Origin of the sequence: Ancrocorticia populi, assembly GCF_003123745.1 — a bacterium.
Classification (GTDB): domain Bacteria; phylum Actinomycetota; class Actinomycetes; order Actinomycetales; family Actinomycetaceae; genus Ancrocorticia; species Ancrocorticia populi.
Genome location: NZ_QETB01000001.1, coordinates 456,737 through 474,683, shown reverse-complemented (window position 1 = coordinate 474,683; position 17,947 = coordinate 456,737). Strand labels below are relative to the sequence as shown.

The 17,947-nt window shown below is 60.2% G+C and carries 15 protein-coding genes; 5 read left to right on the top strand and 10 right to left on the bottom strand.

Features of this window, described 5'->3' with window-relative positions; all coding sequences use genetic code 11:
- Positions 1 to 175: 175 nt before the first annotated feature.
- The gene (locus DD236_RS02185; protein WP_109092728.1) at positions 176 to 988 is read left to right on the top strand and encodes a DUF3824 domain-containing protein; all 813 of its coding nucleotides are present in this window, start codon (positions 176 to 178) and stop codon (positions 986 to 988) included.
- A gap of 66 nt (positions 989 to 1,054) precedes the next feature.
- Here the strand turns inward: DD236_RS02185 and DD236_RS02180 are convergent, their stop codons facing one another.
- The 4 genes from DD236_RS02180 to DD236_RS02165 are packed head-to-tail and all read right to left on the bottom strand — an operon-like array spanning position 1,055 to position 5,176.
- Positions 1,055 to 2,029, bottom strand: coding sequence for a TatD family hydrolase (locus DD236_RS02180; RefSeq protein ID WP_243409876.1), 975 nt, complete (start codon positions 2,027 to 2,029; stop codon positions 1,055 to 1,057).
- 7 nt (positions 2,030 to 2,036) lie between these two features.
- Complete coding sequence (gene metG / locus DD236_RS02175; RefSeq protein WP_109092727.1) at positions 2,037 to 3,851, bottom strand: methionine--tRNA ligase; 1,815 nt, start codon at positions 3,849 to 3,851, stop codon at positions 2,037 to 2,039.
- Positions 3,852 to 3,908: 57 nt separating this feature from the next.
- On the bottom strand, positions 3,909 to 4,166 hold the full coding sequence (locus DD236_RS02170; protein WP_109092726.1) for an HPr family phosphocarrier protein: 258 nt from the start codon (positions 4,164 to 4,166) through the stop codon (positions 3,909 to 3,911).
- Between the two features lie 38 nt (positions 4,167 to 4,204).
- Positions 4,205 to 5,176 carry a 1-phosphofructokinase family hexose kinase gene (locus DD236_RS02165; RefSeq protein ID WP_109092725.1) on the bottom strand — a complete coding sequence of 324 codons (972 nt, stop codon included), beginning with the start codon at positions 5,174 to 5,176 and terminating at the stop codon, positions 4,205 to 4,207.
- A gap of 113 nt (positions 5,177 to 5,289) precedes the next feature.
- Between DD236_RS02165 and DD236_RS02160 the strand changes: the two genes are divergently transcribed.
- Positions 5,290 to 6,291, top strand: a complete 1,002-nt coding sequence (locus DD236_RS02160) for an isochorismatase family protein (protein WP_109092724.1) — start codon at positions 5,290 to 5,292, stop codon at positions 6,289 to 6,291.
- 4 nt (positions 6,292 to 6,295) lie between these two features.
- Here the strand turns inward: DD236_RS02160 and rsmI are convergent, their stop codons facing one another.
- A complete protein-coding gene (gene rsmI / locus DD236_RS02155; RefSeq protein WP_109092723.1) occupies positions 6,296 to 7,123 on the bottom strand; it encodes a 16S rRNA (cytidine(1402)-2'-O)-methyltransferase in 828 nt (275 codons plus the stop codon).
- 36 nt (positions 7,124 to 7,159) lie between these two features.
- Between rsmI and DD236_RS02150 the strand changes: the two genes are divergently transcribed.
- From DD236_RS02150 to DD236_RS02140, 3 genes are all read left to right on the top strand, one after another.
- Positions 7,160 to 8,944 carry a dolichyl-phosphate-mannose--protein mannosyltransferase gene (locus DD236_RS02150; RefSeq protein WP_243409875.1) on the top strand — a complete coding sequence of 595 codons (1,785 nt, stop codon included), beginning with the start codon at positions 7,160 to 7,162 and terminating at the stop codon, positions 8,942 to 8,944.
- A gap of 87 nt (positions 8,945 to 9,031) precedes the next feature.
- A complete protein-coding gene (locus DD236_RS02145; RefSeq protein ID WP_109092722.1) occupies positions 9,032 to 9,376 on the top strand; it encodes a DsrE family protein in 345 nt (114 codons plus the stop codon).
- Positions 9,377 to 9,522: 146 nt separating this feature from the next.
- On the top strand, positions 9,523 to 10,917 hold the full coding sequence (locus tag DD236_RS02140; RefSeq protein ID WP_109092721.1) for a S1C family serine protease: 1,395 nt from the start codon (positions 9,523 to 9,525) through the stop codon (positions 10,915 to 10,917).
- Here the strand turns inward: DD236_RS02140 and DD236_RS02135 are convergent.
- The 5 genes from DD236_RS02135 to DD236_RS02115 all read right to left on the bottom strand — a co-directional run bounded on the left by DD236_RS02135 (position 10,914) and on the right by DD236_RS02115 (position 17,944).
- Positions 10,914 to 12,425: an ABC transporter permease gene (locus DD236_RS02135; RefSeq protein WP_109092720.1), complete on the bottom strand. Its 1,512-nt coding sequence runs from the start codon at positions 12,423 to 12,425 to the stop codon at positions 10,914 to 10,916. The two genes, DD236_RS02140 and DD236_RS02135, sit on opposite strands and share 4 nt — an antisense overlap.
- On the bottom strand, positions 12,425 to 13,228 hold the full coding sequence (modA, locus tag DD236_RS02130) for a molybdate ABC transporter substrate-binding protein (RefSeq protein WP_109092719.1): 804 nt from the start codon (positions 13,226 to 13,228) through the stop codon (positions 12,425 to 12,427). The genes DD236_RS02135 and modA overlap by 1 nt, the downstream gene beginning before the upstream one ends.
- A 25-nt stretch (positions 13,229 to 13,253) precedes the next feature.
- Positions 13,254 to 13,643, bottom strand: a complete 390-nt coding sequence (locus tag DD236_RS02125; RefSeq protein ID WP_109092718.1) for a TOBE domain-containing protein — start codon at positions 13,641 to 13,643, stop codon at positions 13,254 to 13,256.
- 57 nt (positions 13,644 to 13,700) lie between these two features.
- Positions 13,701 to 14,402: a helix-turn-helix transcriptional regulator gene (locus tag DD236_RS02120; protein ID WP_133246039.1), complete on the bottom strand. Its 702-nt coding sequence runs from the start codon at positions 14,400 to 14,402 to the stop codon at positions 13,701 to 13,703.
- Between the two features lie 80 nt (positions 14,403 to 14,482).
- Positions 14,483 to 17,944 carry a DEAD/DEAH box helicase gene (locus DD236_RS02115; RefSeq protein ID WP_109093257.1) on the bottom strand — a complete coding sequence of 1,154 codons (3,462 nt, stop codon included), beginning with the start codon at positions 17,942 to 17,944 and terminating at the stop codon, positions 14,483 to 14,485.
- Between the last annotated feature and the right edge of the window lie 3 nt (positions 17,945 to 17,947).

Below are 17,947 nucleotides of genomic sequence, written 5' to 3'. Positions count from 1 at the left end.
AGTAGGCCTTGGAGACCCACCCTTTATAACAAAACTATATCGAGTGTAACCGGATCGTGATAATTCGACTAGTGCCTATAAGTGTGAAGGTGCTTTCACCTAGCTTCCATCGGCGATTTTGTTGATTTAGTTCAAATAATGGGACTTAGGTCCATGCACTGATAGTGTCAATGGCATGAGCACAAATACACCACCCAATGGCTTCCCCCAAGGCCAGCAGCCCGGAGTACCTCAGTATCAGGGCGGTCCCTATCAGCCTGGCCCGTTCAACGCGCCGCAGCCGGCCGCCCAGAAGCAGCAAAAGGACCGCATCGTCAACCTTGCGATGTGCGGTGTCCCTCTGCTTATCGCCTTCATCGGGCTCTTCCTCCCGTACTTCTCAGCTGATTACGGTGGTGGCTTCACAGAGTCAGTTAGCTGGGCTCAGGGAGAACCGGATGGCCCCTTCATCATCAGCCTGATCTTCATTCTCTTGGCCATCATCCCACTCGTGATGCAGTTCTTCTCCAAGGTGAACCCCAAGCAGATGGTCTCATCCTCAAGCCTCGTGACCGTTGCCGGCGTTGTTGTGATTGGCAACGTCGCTATCAATTGGAATCTCGAAGATGCCGATCGGCTCGAAGCCTATGGAGCCGAAATCAGCCGTAGCATCGGCTTCTGGATTCTCCTCATCGCAGGCGTGGCTCTAGTTGGCACAGGCATCTACTTCACCATCTGGGCAAATAAGCAGGCGAAGCTTGCGGCCCTACAGGCCCCGAACCAGCCTTATCCCGGCCAGCCATACCCTGGCCCGCAGGCACCAGGACCTCAGGGCCCAGGACAGCCCTTCGGCGGACCTGTTCCCCCGCAGCAGCAACAGCAATTCGGAGGCCCCGCCCAACAGCAGCCGGGCGCTCCACAACAGCCGTACGCTAGCCCACAGTCTCCTCAGACTCCGCCGCCTCCGGCCGCACCAGATGACAACCCGTCGCAGGGTTCGGCCATCTAGCTGAATCTCGAAAGAAACTGGGGTGTGACCGCAAGGCCGCACCCCGGTTTTGTGTTCGCAGAGATCTTAGACGCCGTATACCTCGCGCGTATTTGCATCGATCTGGCAGCACCACTCTTCTAGACCAATCCCGAGCAGCTCAGCCTGATACCGCACGGTGTATGCCACGGCGTAGGGCGCATTTGGATGCCCGCGCCAAGGTGCCGGCGTTAGATAGGGGGCGTCGGTTTCCGCAAGAATCAGTTCGGGAGGCAAAGCTTGAAATGCATCCCGCAAGTCACCGTTAGCCGGATACGTCATGGTGCCACCAAAGCTGGCATACCAGCCGTGCTCTGCGCAGATTTCGGCGAGTTCACGATCCCCGCTGAAGCAGTGGAAAACGGTTCGTTCGGGCGCTCCCATTTCCTGCAGGATCCGCACGCAGTCCTCGTGAGCCTCGCGGTCATGAATCTGCATCGGAAGGTCTAGATCCTTGGCCAGCTCAATGTGCATGCGGAAAGATTCCTCTTGAGCCGCCTTGCCGGCATCTGCCGTGCGGAAGTAGTCCAAGCCGGTCTCGCCGATAGCCACAACTAAGTTGCTCCTAGCAAGATCTCCCACTAGCGCCACGGCTTCCTCGAGCGAGTACTCGCGGTGCCATGGGTCTAGGCCGTGCGTCATGCCATCTGGCGATTCCTCGGTAATCCCGCGGTGCAACGGTGCATCATTCGGATGGATACCGATCGCGGCGGAAAGCTGATCCGGGAACCGTTCTGCCAGCTCTATCGTGGGCTGCAGGGTTGGGACCTCACATCCACACGTGATGGCCCGCCTCACGCCGGCGCCCTCCATCCGGCTCAGCTGTCCGGCGATCGTTAGAGGAATCCCTTTGCCCTCCTGCCGCTCCGAGTCCGCTGAATCGGGGGCTGTTGCTAGCTGAGCTTCTTCGCTTGCAAACGAATCTCCCCGTACAGGCAGGTGCGTGTGGTTATCCACAACTGGATACGGAAGTACCTCGGGGACGTCAGGATAAACGTGGCGCTTCTTCTTGTTCTTCCCCAACGGGCGTCTACTCCCCGGCCTTCTCGCGGAGGCGATCAAGCTCTTCTTCCACCACGGCATCGTCCAGCTTCTGGAAAACCGGCTTCGGCTTGGAGATCGGGGTTCCCGGTTGGACGGCAACGCGCTCCCACGGCCGAAGATCCGAGTACTCGCCGGTGATGATCGGGTAGGGATCTCCCCCGTCCAGATCCTCAACCTCTTCGAGTTGCGGCATCGGAGCAATATCCCCAGTCCCACCCAGAACCTTGTCGATCGCGTTGGAGGAGTGAGGCAAGAACACGCTCATCATGGTGTTGAGATCAGAAACCACCTGCACCAGTGTATGGAGGACTGTACCCAGGCGCTCGCGCTGCTCGGGGGCCTTGAGCTTGAAGGGCTCCGTACGGGTCACGTAGGCATTTGCCTCCCCCACCAGTTTCATAGCCTCGGTGAGGGCTGAGCGCTGGTGATGATGGGCGATCAATTCGCCCACTGTCTCGAAGCCGGACTCCACGGTGTCAAGGAGCTCACGATCAATGTCCTCAAGTTCGCCCGCCGCGGGGATCTCCCCGAAATTCTTGGCGATCATCGCAGCCGTGCGGTTCACAAGGTTGCCCCAACCGGCCACCAACTCGGAGTTGTTGCGACGAACAAATTCGGCCCACGTGAAGTCCGAATCGGAGGTTTCCGGGCCAGCGATAGAGATGAAGTAGCGCAGAGCATCGGGCTGATAACGCGAGAGCACATCGCGCACGTAGATCACGACGCCCTTGGAGGAGCTGAACTTCTTGCCCTCCATCGTCAGGAACTCCGAGGCCACGACCTGCGTGGGGAGATTGAGTTTGCCGAGCGGGCCGAGCTCTCCACCTTTGGCTCCCTCACCGTTATTGGCGAGCAGCTCCGCCGGCCAAATCTGGGAGTGGAAAACGATGTTGTCCTTGCCCATGAAGTAATAGGAGAGGGCCTCGGGGTTGTTCCACCACTCGCGCCAATCCTCGGCGGATCCCTTACCTGCAGCCTCGCGCCTACGCGCCCATTCCACCGAGGCCGAAAGATAACCAATCACCGCATCGAACCACACGTAAAGGCGCTTACTCGGCTGATCCTCCCAGCCCGGAACTGGGATGCCCCACGAAATATCGCGGCTCATCGCACGCGGCCGGACGTCCTCTAGGAGATGCTGCGAGAACGAGATGACGTTCTGGCGCCACTCGCCGGTTTCCTCTACCTTGTTCAGCCAGACAGCCAGTGCCTCGGCCAGCGCAGGAAGATCGAGGAAGTAATGCTGAGTCACCTTGAACTCTGGTGTTTGCCCGGACACCTTGGAGATCGGATCGATAAGATCGCGCGGATCTAGCTGATTTCCACAGTTATCGCACTGATCACCGCGGGCTCCCTCAGCCCCACAAATTGGGCAAGTACCTTCGATGTACCGGTCAGGGAGCGTGTTACCAGAGATCGGATCGATGGCGACGTCCGTATCTTCGATGATCATGTAGCCGTTATCGCGGCAGGTCTCAAACATCTGCTGCACAACCTTCTCGTGATTCACGGTGGTTGTGCGGGTGAACAGGTCATAGGACAGCCCGAGGGCAACCAGATCTTCAACGATCACGCGGTTGTTTTTATCGGCCAGCGCCTTGGGGGTTACGCCTTCTTCTTCTGCGGCCACGAGGATGGGCGTGCCGTGTTCGTCAGTGCCGGACACCATGAGCACATCTTCGCCGCGCATTCGCATATACCGGGAGAAAACATCCGAAGGAACACCGAATCCGGCAACATGACCGATGTGCCGGGGGCCATTGGCGTATGGCCAAGCAACTGCAGAGAGAATATGCGACATAGTCACAGAATACTTGCCCGGGCCACTTCAAGCATATTCGCCCAGACACAAGGTGTTTTAGGCGTCAAGGTCCCGTTCGATCAGATCAGCGATCGCGGCCACCGCTTCGCCGCTATCGGAGGTAACCGTCACCTGCGCACCCTTCTCTGCGCCCAGTGCCATCACCGCCATGAGCGAGGATGCGTCCACCGCAGCTTCGCCATCAAGGCTGAGGAAAATGTCCGTATCGAACTCAGCCGCTCTGTTGGCAACAAGGGAGGCTGGCCGGGCGTGCAGACCAACTGCAGAACCAACAATCGCCATACGCGTAGCCATGAACGCTCCTCTTACGGTTATCTGAATGTCGTGCGATCCTATGCTACTGGTTGTGATCGTGCCAGACGAAGGAACGGCTCCACCTGATTCGGGTGCGGGGTCGTGGTACCCGGAAGCGAGACCGCCGCGGAACCGTATGCAACCGCTAGCGCCAGACGTTCGGGGCCTGCCATCCCCTGCGCGCGCCCGATCAAGTAACCGGCAGTGGAGCAATCTCCGGCCCCCACGGTGGAAATCACGGGAGCATCCGGCGCCTGACAGAACCACACGCCCTCGGCCGTTGCCAGCATCGCACCGGCCCCGCCCAGCGTCACCAACACGTCGCTTACGCCGCGCTTCTGCAAATCCAGTGCCGCTTCACGGAGTCCTGCGAAGTCGCCGCGCCCGGCCGCAGCTTCTAGGTCGCGGCCATCGCGGCCCGTGAGTTGACCCAACTCCTCGGCGTTGGGTTTGAGGAAGTTGGGGGCGGCGGCCTCATCCTCCCTAAGCTCACGCGCCAGAGCCAGCAGCGGCGCCTCGGACGTATCAACACCCACCCACGCCCCGACGTGACGAATCTTGCGCACTAGCTTTGCGTATTCGCGCACCTCAAACCCCGGTGCGAGCGAACCCGAGAGCATCACCGTGTCACCCGGCCCAACGGCATTGAGCAGTGCGGCCTCCACGCCGGCAATCTCGACTACGCTCAGCTTTTCGCCAGGCTCGTTGATCTTCGTGGTGGCGTTGCTATCCAGCAGCGTGATATTTGTTCGTACTCGCCCACGGATAGGACTGGTGCGAACCGGAAGCCCTACCTCCGCAAGCAGATCCAAGAGAGGATCGCCCTGCGCGGCCTGAAAGATCGCCAGAGTATCCAGACCCGCACGCTGCAGCCCGAAAGCTACATTGATGCCTTTGCCACCGGGCTGTATCTGATCTATCTCGATTCTGTGCACCCCGCCAGGCGCGAGGGGTGCGTTCAAAGTGACGGTGCGATCGAGCGAAGGGTTCGGCGTGAACGTGATGATCATAGAGCTATCGTTGCCTGTCCCGAGTCTCTCTTCAAGCGATATCTCATCGCACTAACACCACTCTCATCGCTTAGGATGGAATCCACGAACCTCCCCAGACGAAGGAGCTCATCATGGACGAAAATCGCGCACTTATCATCGTTGACGTTCAACCAACGTTCTGCGAGGGCGGAGCTCTGGCCGTTGAGGGCGGCAATGCCGTGGCCGAAAAGATCGCGGACTTCGTCTCCGACAATCTGGACGAGTATTCGTTCATCGCCACCACGCAGGATTGGCACGTTGATCCGGGCTCCCATTTCTCCGATAACCCCGATTTTGTGGACACATGGCCGCCTCACGGTGTTGCTGGCACCGCAGAGGCCGAACTCCACGAGGCGATCACCTCGCTCCCGATCGATGTTGAGGTCAAGAAGGGCGAATACGAAGCCGCCTACTCCGGATTCGAGGGAGTGGACGGCGACGGTGAGGGACTGGAGGACATCCTCCGCGCCGCGAACGTTGAGGAGATTGACGTTGTGGGCATCGCCGAATCGCACTGCGTGAAGGAGACCGCCCTAGACGCCCTCAAGGCTGGCTGGCCCGTACGCGTGCTCTCGGATTTGACGGTCCCCGTGAGTGAGGAATTGGGCGAAGCCGCACGTCGGGAGATGGACGAAGCGGGTATCGAGCAGGTCACCTCCGCCGAGGCATTCGGCTTCTACGATGAGGGTGAGGACACGGAGATCCCCGGAGACGACGAGGCAGAACCCGTTGATCAGTTTGCCGAGGCTCTGGCGCAAGACGATACCGAGCCAAGTCTCGAGGACGATTACGACGACGGCGATTTCACCCTCGATCAGGACGGCCCAAGCAACGCTGATGAAGATGAGTTCGATCTAGCCGGGCGCATTCAGGCGGGCCTGTTCGGGGCGGGGGCATCCACGGAGGCGCTCGGGGACTACGCAAGTGCCGATGAAGATGCCGGTGCCATTGCTCAGGACAATGCGGAGGAGGATTACGATCTCAGCGATTTCGACGATGTAGATCTGGATGACGAATCGATCGATTTCTCCGAAGACGCCTCAGAGGACGATTTCGACTTCTCGGATATCGATCAGGAGCCCCGCCTGAAGTAGCCGCTTAGCCGCGGCGGGCGATCGCGGCTTCGTATACGTCCTTTTTACGCAGCCCAACGCGCCCGGCCACGTGAGCGGCCGCGTCCTTCAAGCGCAACCCTGCCGCCTCCAAGGCCAGAGACTCCTCAACCGCCACCCCAAGGTCCGCCGCCAGCGGATCTGCACCGGCCACAACAACGGCGATCTCTCCCAGAACGTCCGCTCTGAATCGGCCAGCGAGCTCACCGAGGCTAGCGCGCACAACCTCCTCGTGCGTCTTGGTAAGTTCGCGGCATACGCACGCCTCGCGATCGGCCCCGAAGGCCTCTACCATCGCCGCTAAGGTTTCGGGAAGCCGCCGCGGGGACTCGAAGAACACCATGGTGCGCGGCTCGCCGGCAAGTGCACCGAGGAATCGATCGCGCTCTCCGCCCTTGCGCGGGGCAAAGCCTTCGAAACTGAAGCGATCGGTAGCAAGCCCGGACGTCGCGAGCGCCGTGAGCACGGCGGAAGGACCGGGCACCACGGTCACGGGGACGCCGGCCCCGCGGGCCCGTGCAACCAGCCGGTAGCCAGGATCGGACACGGAAGGCATGCCGGCGTCCGTCACAACAAGAACGCGCTGGGTTCGGGCAAGTTCTAGAAGGTATGGTCCGCGATCTGCCTCATTGTGCTCGTAATAGGACAGGATGCGCCCAGAGGGCTCAACACCGAGGCGCCCGGCAAGGGTCAAGAACCGCCGCGTGTCCTCGGCAGCAATCACATCGGCCCGCTCGATTTCCTGCTTCAATCGCGGGGAGGCATCGCCATCATTCCCGATTGGTGTGGCTGCGAGAACAATTGATGGCTCCATGCCCCTACTTTCCCACACGTAGGTAGAATTCGCGACGTGAGTATCGAACAGGTTGCAAAGCCCATCGTCACGCTTTCGCCAGCACGCGCGGATGCGTGGGAGAAGGAGCTTCGCGCTAGGTTAGGCGTTGTGGGCCGCCTGCCCCACACGCTGATGGTCCAGGGCTGGATCGCGGCCGCCATCGCGGGCTTCGTCGCCTTCGTTACCCGATTCTGGAATCTCAATCATCCTCATACCGTCGTGTTTGATGAGACCTATTACGTCAAGGGAGCTACGTCGCTCCTCACCCAAGGATTCGAAGGGGTTTGGGACGGCGACGATGCTAACGATCTCTTCCTCCAAGGCGACTATTCGGCGCTTTCTGCCATCGAGGGCGATTACGTGGTCCACCCTCCACTGGGTAAGTGGCTGATGGCGTTTGGGCAGTTCCTCTTTGGTGAGAACACGGGTGTGGGCTGGCGCTTCACCACGGCCTTCCTTGGGGTCCTAGCCGTTATGCTCATCGTTTATATCGCGATGCGTTTGTTCCGCTCTCCATTCCTCGCGGGGTTCGCGGGCCTCGCGATGGCTCTGGACGGCATGGGCATCGCGCTCTCGCGCACAGGCATTCTCGATAACATCCTCGCGTTCTTCACGCTGGCTGGATTCGCCACTCTGGTGTTGGACCGTGATGACTCCCGAGCCAAGCTGGCCCACCGCACGGCGCATGGCCCGCTCCACCCTGACGGAACGCCCAAGGACACGTGGGGGCCACGATTGTGGTCCCGTCCCTGGATGCTCGCGACCGGCCTGCTTCTGGGCATGGCCTGCGGCGTCAAGTGGTCAGGTATTTACGCGGTCGCGGTGTTTGGCCTCACCGCATTCAGCTGGGGGGCAGGCGCCCGGAGAATCGTGGAGACAAAGCTATGGTTCGGTGCAGGTGTCTTCCGTGAGGGTATACCGGCCTTCATTAGCCTTGTGCCAATCGCCCTCCTCACCTACATCGCCGCTTGGATCCCATGGTTCGTCAACCCCAATGGATACGGCAGGCAGTGGGCGGCAACAACAGGCTCTGACAAGATTCCCCTCTCATGGGCGCCGGACGCGATTAGCTCGCTCATTCACTATCACGGCTCCATGTGGGAGTTCCATAACGGGCTCAGTTCCCCGCACGATTACCAGTCTCAGGCGTGGCAATGGTTATTCCAGGCCCGGCCGGTCTCCTTCTTCTGGCGCGGAACCAAGGAGCTCCCGAACGAATGCGGCGACAGTGGCTGCGTCCAAGCCATCACCTCGATAGGTAACCCTGCGGTGTGGTGGCTTGCGCTGCTCGGACTTGCCGTCGTGATCTGGTGCGCGATCGGCAAGCGGGACTGGCGCGCGTGGTCCATCCTCGCTGGATATGCGGGCCTCTGGCTGCCCTGGTTCGCCTATATGGGCCGCACCATCTTCCAGTTCTACGCGATCGCCGTGCTCCCCTTCGTGGTGCTCGCGCTCACCTACGGCCTCGCCTACTTCACCGGCGCGCTCGGCGCACCGCACGCACGACGCCTTGAGTGGCGTGCGTTGGAGGAGGTGGAGGGATCCGTCGTCGTCGTCGAAAAAGAAATTAATAACCACGACGACCCTGTCTTCTCACGCTTCTCCCCCGCCAACGAAGAACCCGAGCCCGAGACCGAATGGTGGTGTCCGCCAAAATTTACGCGGAGGGCTTACGGCGCAATCGGCGCGGTAACGGGCCTTATCGTTATTGCGGCGGTGTTCTGGATGCCGCTGTGGTGGGGTAGCACGGTTTCTCACTCATTCTGGGGACTGCACATGTGGTTCTCCTCGTGGATCTGATACGTGAATCGGACGTTCGTCCCAAAAGGATGTATTCTCTAGGAAGGTCGAATCTGTGACCCATATCTATTTAACGAAGGAGGCAGCATGACTGACGTTGTGTTCCATATTGACGAAGATGCCCGCTGGGACCAGCTCCTCAGCAACCTCGAGTACTACTCCGAGAACTTCGGTGATCACTCCAAGATTGAGGTAGTGATCAACGGATCGGCAGTGCGTTCGTTCAACGGTTTCGATATCAACCCCGAACACGGCAAGCGCATGCGTACCCTTGCAAACGATGGCGTACGTTTTACGATCTGCGGTAACTCCCTCAAGAACCGTCAGATCGGCGAGGATAACATCCCCGAGGATCTCGTTGAGATCGTCCCACAGGGTATTTCTGAGCTGGTTGCCAAGCAGGGCGAGGGCTTCGCCTACATCAAGCCGTAGGCGAACGTAGCGCGTTTACACGGTTCTTTCGCGTCTCGCTCGCCACATTTCAGCTCGTTCCCAGAAAACTCCCCGGATTCACCACACGAGAAGGAGTTTGATCGAGGATAGAAAGTAAGACAGCCTTGCTGTTAGAGGAGCCACGAATGAACACTGACAACACCGATCCACGCGAAGGATTTGGCGCCGCGCCCGAGAACCCTGATGCCTCGAACTCATACGCGGGGCAGTTCCAGCACAGCGCTCCACAACCGATGCCGACCACCGCCCAGCCTCCTTACGGGGGCGTGGGCAATGACGGTTCTTACGGCGGCGGTTCCTATGGTGGAGGTGCTTACGGTGGCGGCGGAATGTACGGCCCTCCCGTTCCTCCGTACTTTGCGCCGGAGCCACCCAAGCCGAAGCGGCGTTGGTCCACAGCTCTTCTGGTGCTGACCGCCGCGTTCTCACTGGTCCTTGGTGGCGCGATTGGGACGCAGTTGGACAAGGTGATGCAGGAGAGTCCCACTGCTGATTCCACGAACTCACAGCTGGAGCAGCAGCAACAAGAACAGCAGGAACAGCAGCAGAACCCGTTCCAGAGCCCGCAGGCCAACGATCCGAACGGGGAAAGCGGCACCGAGCTTGACGCAGGCGAGAAGGTTGATTCAGCGCCAGGCGTGGTACTCATCAACACCCTTCTGTTTAACGGTGCAGGCGCCGGAACGGGCATGATTCTAGATTCTGACGGGCTGATTCTCACCAACTATCACGTGGTGACGGGTTCTGAAACCGTCTCCGTGACAGTTTCGGACACCGGCGAAGAATACGAGGCTGAAGTACTGGGCCACGATGCGGTTCGTGACGTTGCGGTTCTTCAAATCACTGATGGTTCCGGCTTCGACACCGTTCAGACCGATACGGCGGACCTGAGTGAAGGAGATGCCGTCTCTGCCATCGGCAACGGCTCCGGACAGGGCTACCTCACCGAGCTTCAGGGGTCGGTCACCGGACTGGACCAAACCATTACCGCGATGGATGAAATGTCCGCATCCTCGGACGGCGAGGTCCTCACAGGCCTCATTTCAACCGATGCTGACGTTGTGCCTGGATACTCCGGCGGACCTCTCGTCAACGAATCGGGCGCCGTCGTGGGCATGACTACCGCGGCCTCTCAGGGAACCACATCCGAGCAGGTGTCCGGATATGCCGTCCCAATCTCCACGGCGTTAGACATTGCCGATCAGATCTCTAGCGGAAACATCACAAGCGACACGATCGTCATGGGCAAGAGCGCCGCACTTGGCGTCACGGTGGCCGGTGGGAATACGCCAGGTGCCCAAATCGTCGAAGTCCTTGAGGGATCTGCCGCAGCCGATGCCGGCTTGACCGAAGGTGACACGATCACGGCTCTGGACGGGAACTCGGTGAATAACGCCAGCGTCCTTTCCTCTCTGGTCAAGGAATACGAGATCGGTGATACGGTCACGTTGGACGTGACCACTCAGGATGGCAGCCAGAAGCAAGTGGACGTCAAGCTGGGCGAATCTACGGTGAACTAGCCGGCTACCTTCCCGTACCGAATCAAAACGGTTGAATCCGCCAGCTCCTCGGCATCCACCGGATCGTGCGTTACAAGCACGGCGGTGGCGCCGGAGCTGGCGAGTCGGCGTCTGAGGAGTGCGCGGACCTGATCGGCGCTAGATTCATCCAACCCGGCCATCGGTTCATCCAACAAAACAACATCGGGCGTCACGGCCATCGCGCGGGCGATCGCAACGCGCTGGGCCTGACCTCCAGAGAGCTGATCGGGGCGGCGGTCAGCGAAGTCCCGGCAGCCGACCTCCGCAAGTTCGGCCAGAGCGCGTTGGGCTGCTACACCCCGGTGAACCCCGGCCGCACGCAGCCCAAATGTCACGTTCTTGAGGGCATTCATATGTGGGAAGAGCAGCGGCTTTTGCTGGAGAATGACGATCCGGGGAGTCTTTTCACCAAAGTCTGAGAACGTGACGCCGCCGCGGTCAGGTTCGATCGTGCCCGCGATCAGACCGAGGAGGGTTGACTTGCCCGCGCCGTTTGGCCCCATAACTGCGGTGAGATTGCCGGCCGGGAGCCGTACTTTCAGGTGAACGTCCCGCACGTCCACACTGGCGTCCACGTTGATCTGCGGGCCTAGCCCGAGCGCCCGGTTCTTCTTTGGGACGGTGGGCAGGGAGGATGGCAATGGCTCTTCGGCGGCGGGTTCGCGGAAGTGGTTGGCCTGGTCGTTGGCTTTTTCTAGGTTGCCACCGGGTAGGCGGGCGGCCAGTGTGTTGGCGGCCAACATCACGAGGATGGCCAGAACAATCAGAACTACCGCAAGCGCGAGGGCTTCTTCGGTTCTCGATTCGCGCTGCAGATAGATCGCCAGCGGCATGGTGCGCGTGACGCCTTGGAGAGATCCCGCAAAAGTAATCGTGGCACCGAATTCTCCCAGAGCCCGGGAGAAGGACATGGCGATCCCCGAGACCAGGGCGGGGAGCATCATCGGCAGGCTCACCTGAAAGAAGATGCGTGTTTTCGAGGCGCCAAGCGCGGCGGCGGCACGCTCGTAGGCGTATCCGCGTGAGCGGATGGCACCTTCCAGAGATGTCACGAGGAAGGGCATCGCAACGAAGCTCTGGGCCATGATGACCGCCAAAGTGGTGAACCCAATTTCGATGCCCATGATGGAAAGGCTGTGGCCGATCATCCCGTTGCGCCCCCACGTCATGAGTAAGGCTAGGCCCGCCACCACAGGCGGAAGCATCATGGGCAGGGTAAAGAGCGTACGGATAGCTCGCGCCCACCACGTGTTGGGCATGTGCCCCAGCACCACCGCGAGAGGCGTGCCGATCACCGCGCACACGACGGTGGTGATCAGGCACGTCTCCAGCGATAGCTTGAGGGCATCCCTACTCTCGGGGGTGCTGATGAGCTCCCAAAAGTGCGGCCACGGCGTACGAACCAGAATTGTTACCAGAGGCAACAACAGGAACAGTGCGCCGATGGCCGCCGGCAGGTATAGCCACCGAGGATAAGCTTGTTTCACTAGCTGAGAGGGGCGCCGAAGCCGAAGTCCTGCAGTACCTTCTGGCCTTCATCGGACAGGATGAGATCCATGAAGGTTTCACCACCAGTTGCGTTTTCAGCATCCTTCACAACGGCGATGCGATAATCGTTGACGATTTCATCGGCGCCAGGCACCTCGATGGTTTCCACAGCGTCTCCCGCACCTTCAGCATCGGTGGTGTAAACGAGTCCGGCATCGGCCTCACCAGAGGTCACCTTGCCAAGCACGTCCGTCACAGACTGTTCCTCTGATACCGGGGAGAGCTCAAGATCGTTAACCTCTTCGAGCTGCACGGTGGCCGAACCACACGGCACCTCTTCGGCGCACACAACGAGCTTCTTGCCGTCAAGTGAACCGTCGTCTAACCCGGTCACCTCTCCGGGGTTACCGGAGGGAACTACCATGACGAGGGTGTTCGATGTGAAGGACTGAGAGGCCTCAACGAGGTCCTGATCCTCGGCGTCCGTCATTGTCTTGGCATTGGCAGTAAGCAGCAGATCTGCCCGAGCTCCGCCAGCCAGCTGATCCACGAGGCCGGAGGAGCCATCGAAGTTGTAGTTGACTTCAGTTTCCGGGTACTCCTCCGAAAGCTGGTGATCGATCTGCGGCAGAACGTCTACGAGCGAAGCGGCAGCAAATACCGTGATGGTTCCTAGCGATTCACTGCCGGAACCCGATGCTGCACTGGCCGCGTCATCGGAGCTGTCCCCGCCGCACGCAGCGAGGAGGAGGCTGGCAGATAGTACGAGGGCGCCCGCGGCTGCCTTCTTAATGTTCCTCATTTGTGTTCCTTAGGTGTTGAGGGTCTCAGCGCTTTTGAGGCACCACGATGGAGACGTTGGTGGCTTTAATCTGAGCAGAGGCAAGAGTTCCCGGCACTATGCCGAGTTCGTGAACCGCCTCAGTTGAGATCAGGCTAACTACGCGGTACGGCCCGCATTGCAGTACCACCTGGCTCATCACTTTGTCGCTGACTACGTCAAGGACTAGGCCCTCTAGGAGGTTTCGTGTTGAAACGCTCTCCTCGCGGACATGCGGGTTTGCCGCCATCACAAACTGCGCAAGGGAGGCCCCATCAACCTCCCGAGGGCTGGTACCCGCAACGGCCTCAAGTCTGCCGCTCTCTATCCAGCGCCGCACGGTATCGTCGGATACGCCGAGCACACGGGACACTTCTGAAATACGATAGCTCACCACAGGGAAGAGAATACCGCATATGCTGGCTATTTCAAGAATTTATTCCGCGTATGCGGGTTAATGGTCCGCTCCAGTCAGAGTGACCACGCAGGGCCGCTCAGGAAGGTTCACCTCAAGGTCCGCAGTGACCTTATGATCCGAGAGGCCGGTCAGCAAAGAACTAATCATGCCTTTGTGCATCGCGCAGGTGAGGCGGTTTGGCCCGGCCCCGTCGCGCGCAAATGGGCACAGGGTAAGATCAATGCGCTCTTCTTCGCCGGCAACTGCACCGAAACCAAGGCTAGAGAAAAGAATCCGCAGCCGGGCCAGCGGATGCTCCGCTTCTTCGTCATCGGATCCCTGCAGATCCTCTCCGGCATCTACGAACACCCGTTGTCCCCAAAGCTCACCGATGTGCTCTGCCTCTGCGGTTGCGGGGGTACCGGACATCTCGAGGTAGGAACACACGGCATCAACAAACCCGGAGAACTCGCTGACGATCACCGAGAGATCCGCTGGCACCGAGGTCTCGTATTCCCACGCGGGGCGCCCCCGCGATTCTGAAGGAACCCGCGTGCGGCAAACAAGCCCGGAATCCACGAGAACAGAAAGAGTTTCGCGCACGGAATTGGCGTGCAGCCCCGTTATCTTCGTCAAGACGTTGATGGTGGCTGGCTCACCAAGGTCAGATAACACCAAAAGCATGGACCGTTGCTTGGGCGTGAGGGACGCCATGCCCACAGTCATGGCGGAAAACGAGTCCTCGTTGCGCTCTTTCACCGTCACTCCCTCGCTCTCAATTTACGTTTCCACTTCAGGATACTCGCCCTACTGTGTCACGACGTGGGACCGAAGTGCAGTTATTCAAGCAACATCTTCAGATCTTCGGACGTCAGGCGCGCGCCGCCAACGCCACTCTGGCCCCCGGCTTCACCCTCGCCCTCACTACCGAGCACACCAGAGACCAACTGACGCTTGCTGTCCTGAAGCGCCAACACCTTCTCCTCGATCGTATTCTGGGAGACGAGCCGATAAACGTGCACGTTGCGGGTTTGCCCAATGCGGTGGGTTCGGTCCACCGCTTGCTCCTCGACAGCCGGGTTCCACCACGGATCGGTAAGCACCACGTAATCAGCCATGGTGAGGTTGAGTCCAACTCCGCCTGCCTTCAGGCTGATCAAGAATACGGGATCGGTCCCGTTCGCAAAGCCATCAATCACCTTGGCACGCCGCGGAGTGGTGCCGTCAAGGTAGGAGTAGGAGATTCCTTCAACGTCCAACCGTTCGGCAATCATGCGCAAGTACCGGGTGAACTGGCTGAACACTAGCGTGCGGTGGCCCTCCCCGCTGGCTTCTTGCAGCAGAGGAAGTAGCGCGTCCAACTTGGAGGACGGCGCCTTGGAATCCTCGATTACTAGCTTGGGATCGATGGAAAGCTGGCGCAAGCGTGTCAGGGCGCTCAGCACCTCTACCCGGTTATGGTCCATATCATCCGCCAGATGCAATACGCGCTGGCGTTCGCGCTGGAGCTGGCGATCGTACATGCGGCGGTGGGCCGGCTCCAGCTCCACCTCCATGACCTGTTCCTGCTTTTCCGGCAGTTCCGAGGCAACCAGCTTCTTCGTACGCCGAAGCAAGAACGGCGCGATCCGCCTGCGCAGGAGTGCCATGTGATCGGCCACCTGATCGCCGCCCTTTTCGATGGGCTTTTGCACCTGCTCGCGGAACTGCTTGGCCGAACCGAGCAGCCCGGGGGAAACCAGCGCGAACATGGCCCAGAGCTCGGTCAGATTATTCTCCATCGGCGTTCCGGTGATCGCGAACGTAACGGGAGCCCCCACCTTGAGCAGGCTGGTGAACGTTTTTGAGGCAGGATTCTTTGCCTGTTGGGCCTCATCCAAGATCATGCCAGCAGGGTTGAGCGCTGCGTAGTCCTCATATTCGAGGCGCAAGAGCGTATATGAAGTGATGAGCACATCAACATTACGCGCCTTCTCAGCCAACGAACTGTCCCGCCGCCTCCTCGTGGCCTCCACGGTGGATATCCGCAGGCCCGGCGTGAATTTGCGCGCCTCGGATGCCCAGTTGGCCACAACGGAAGTTGGTGCCACAACTATCCACGGTCCCTGTTCCGCGCTGTCGCGCCCCTGACGCTCGTCTAGGATCATCGCGAGGGTCTGGACCGTCTTACCCAAGCCCATATCGTCGGCCAGTACGCCACCCAGCCCGGCCCGTCGCAGATTCGCGAGCCACTGGAACCCGGTTTTCTGATAGGGACGCAGCGTTGCCGTGAGCCCGCTGGGGATGTGTGCGGAAGCGGGCGGATTGGTCACCGCATCGTGAATGGCCCGCAGCCAGTTACTCTGGGATTCCTCCACTACATCAAGGGAAAGCAGTTCCTCCCACCACGTGGTGCGCACCTTCGGAACCCGCAACCCGCTGCGCCGCTGATCGGTGAGCCCGCGAGCTTCAGCCACCAGCTCGCGCAGCCTGCCAAGCTCCGGAGTATCGAGAGAAACGTACTCCCCGGAGGGCAGGAAGATAACATCATCGCCCTGAGTAAGGGCCTGAATTAGCTCTGTCATGGGGACCTCGTGCTCCCCCACCTTCATGACGATGCTGAGGTCTAGCCAATCGCGCTTATCAGTTTCGCCAACGCCCACGGAAACCTGGGCATCCTCTGCCCGGCGGAACTCCTTTTGTTCGCCAACCTCATCGATCACCACGTCCAGCTGGTCCAGCTTCGGGCGCACTTGCTCGGTAAATGTCACCACATCGATGCCCCGAATCCGGCACTCCTGCATGGGCTCCACGCCCTTGACTGTCGAGGGCAGCACGCTGAGTACCTCGGCCACCTCCGCCAAGAGGGCGCTCTCTTTAGCGGCGTCCCTACGCGGATTATTCGGGTCTGGAGTGAGCCGGGCACTGCGCCGCCTCCGGGCCTCCTGTTTCCGCGAATCCTCTATCGCGCGGATCATTGGGGCCAGTTCCTCACCCAAATCGCCGAAGCCCTTCATATCTGGAAGCGACCCAACGCGCCCGGACTCCATCGCCTTAATGGCCTGACTATCCTTACCCCAAGACCAGTGAAGCACCATCTCGGGCTGGCTGCCCACACTGTTGGTCAGCAAAGCTAGGTGAAGCTCGGGATCCTCCGGCGGCTTCGGAGTATACGTGCCACCGGGAGAGGTCCATCCAACCCGGGAGATGAGTGGCAGGAGCTCGCTCTCAAACGTTTCGCGCTCATCACCCGGTACTCGCACGCCGTCCTTCTGGATGGCGAGCCTCTGCCACTGCTGGGCCGCAGGCTCCTCCAGCCCAGCCAAGTGGATCACGCCGTCCTTCGTCCACGCCAACCCCGTGAGGGGCTGGCCGATGCGAACGGTCGGATCGGACTCCTCAAGCTCCGGGTGTGAAACCTCGGCACGAATGGTTAGGGAGCCGTTGCCGCGTGCGTCGTCGTCGGCCTCCAACAAATCCACCCCGGTAGAATCCTCGCGAATCGTAACCAGCGCACGGGCGGGCTCGCGCTCCAAAACAACCGGGTCCCAGCTGCCCTGCTCAATGAACTGGACCCCGGAATCGGCGATCGTGTGAAGGGTGGGCCACAGCGCCGCCGAATTGATGTAGGACAGGCTCATCCACTGTGGAACGGTGTATCCCACGGAAAGCTGGTACATCTCGCGCAACTGATCCAACGCGGCAATCTGGCGCGGATCCGCGTCAAACATGGAACGAGACCCGATCTGGTTCCACGTCACCCCTGTGGTTACCCAAGGCTGGCGCTTCCCCTCGCGAACAGGGCGAACCTTCACCATTCCGGCGTTTCCCAGGTTCGTCATCCCGTAGGGGGATCGCCGGCCACCCCGATCGCGGACCTCGCGCGGGGCCTCGAAATCCACCGCGAGCGCGATGGTGATTTCCTCATCCGGCATCTGAAAAATGTTGTCCAGAGTGCGGTGCCACGTGCTCGCAGCCGTAGGGGGTGCTGGCGAACTCGCTTCCTCGGCGTTCAAGCGGGTAATGAGCAGCGCCACGCAATGCTTGCAGTCCACTCCCACTGGGCAGGAACACCACCCAGACATCCACGTAACAACGCCGCTACGGGACAGAAAATAATCGACGCTCATCTGGTACACGTTGGAACCGGAGCCCGCGCTCTTGCCCTCGACGTGGCCCTTACCGCGCTCGGAGGCGGGCTTATCCTCGCCGTACGGAGGATCGTCATCGGTGATCGAGGCGCGGCCGTCCTGTGCATATTTTAGGCCCCGGCTATAGGTAGCTGGACCCACTAGTCCCACAAGTTCTACCGGTCCGCGCATGAA

Bases quoted from the DNA above. Each gene is read 5' to 3' on its own strand.
- DD236_RS02185 (WP_109092728.1), top strand. From the start codon at position 176: ATGAGCACAAATACACCACCCAATGGCTTCCCCCAAGGCCAGCAGCCC.
- metG (WP_109092727.1), bottom strand. From the start codon at position 3,851: ATGTCGCATATTCTCTCTGCAGTTGCTTGGCCATACGCCAATGGCCCC.
- DD236_RS02170 (WP_109092726.1), bottom strand. From the start codon at position 4,166: ATGGCTACGCGTATGGCGATTGTTGGTTCTGCAGTTGGTCTGCACGCC.
- DD236_RS02165 (WP_109092725.1), bottom strand. From the start codon at position 5,176: ATGATCATCACGTTCACGCCGAACCCTTCGCTCGATCGCACCGTCACT.
- DD236_RS02160 (WP_109092724.1), top strand. From the start codon at position 5,290: ATGGACGAAAATCGCGCACTTATCATCGTTGACGTTCAACCAACGTTC.
- rsmI (WP_109092723.1), bottom strand. From the start codon at position 7,123: ATGGAGCCATCAATTGTTCTCGCAGCCACACCAATCGGGAATGATGGC.
- DD236_RS02145 (WP_109092722.1), top strand. From the start codon at position 9,032: ATGACTGACGTTGTGTTCCATATTGACGAAGATGCCCGCTGGGACCAG.
- DD236_RS02140 (WP_109092721.1), top strand. From the start codon at position 9,523: ATGAACACTGACAACACCGATCCACGCGAAGGATTTGGCGCCGCGCCC.
- modA (WP_109092719.1), bottom strand. From the start codon at position 13,228: ATGAGGAACATTAAGAAGGCAGCCGCGGGCGCCCTCGTACTATCTGCC.
- DD236_RS02115 (WP_109093257.1), bottom strand. From the start codon at position 17,944: ATGCGCGGACCGGTAGAACTTGTGGGACTAGTGGGTCCAGCTACCTAT.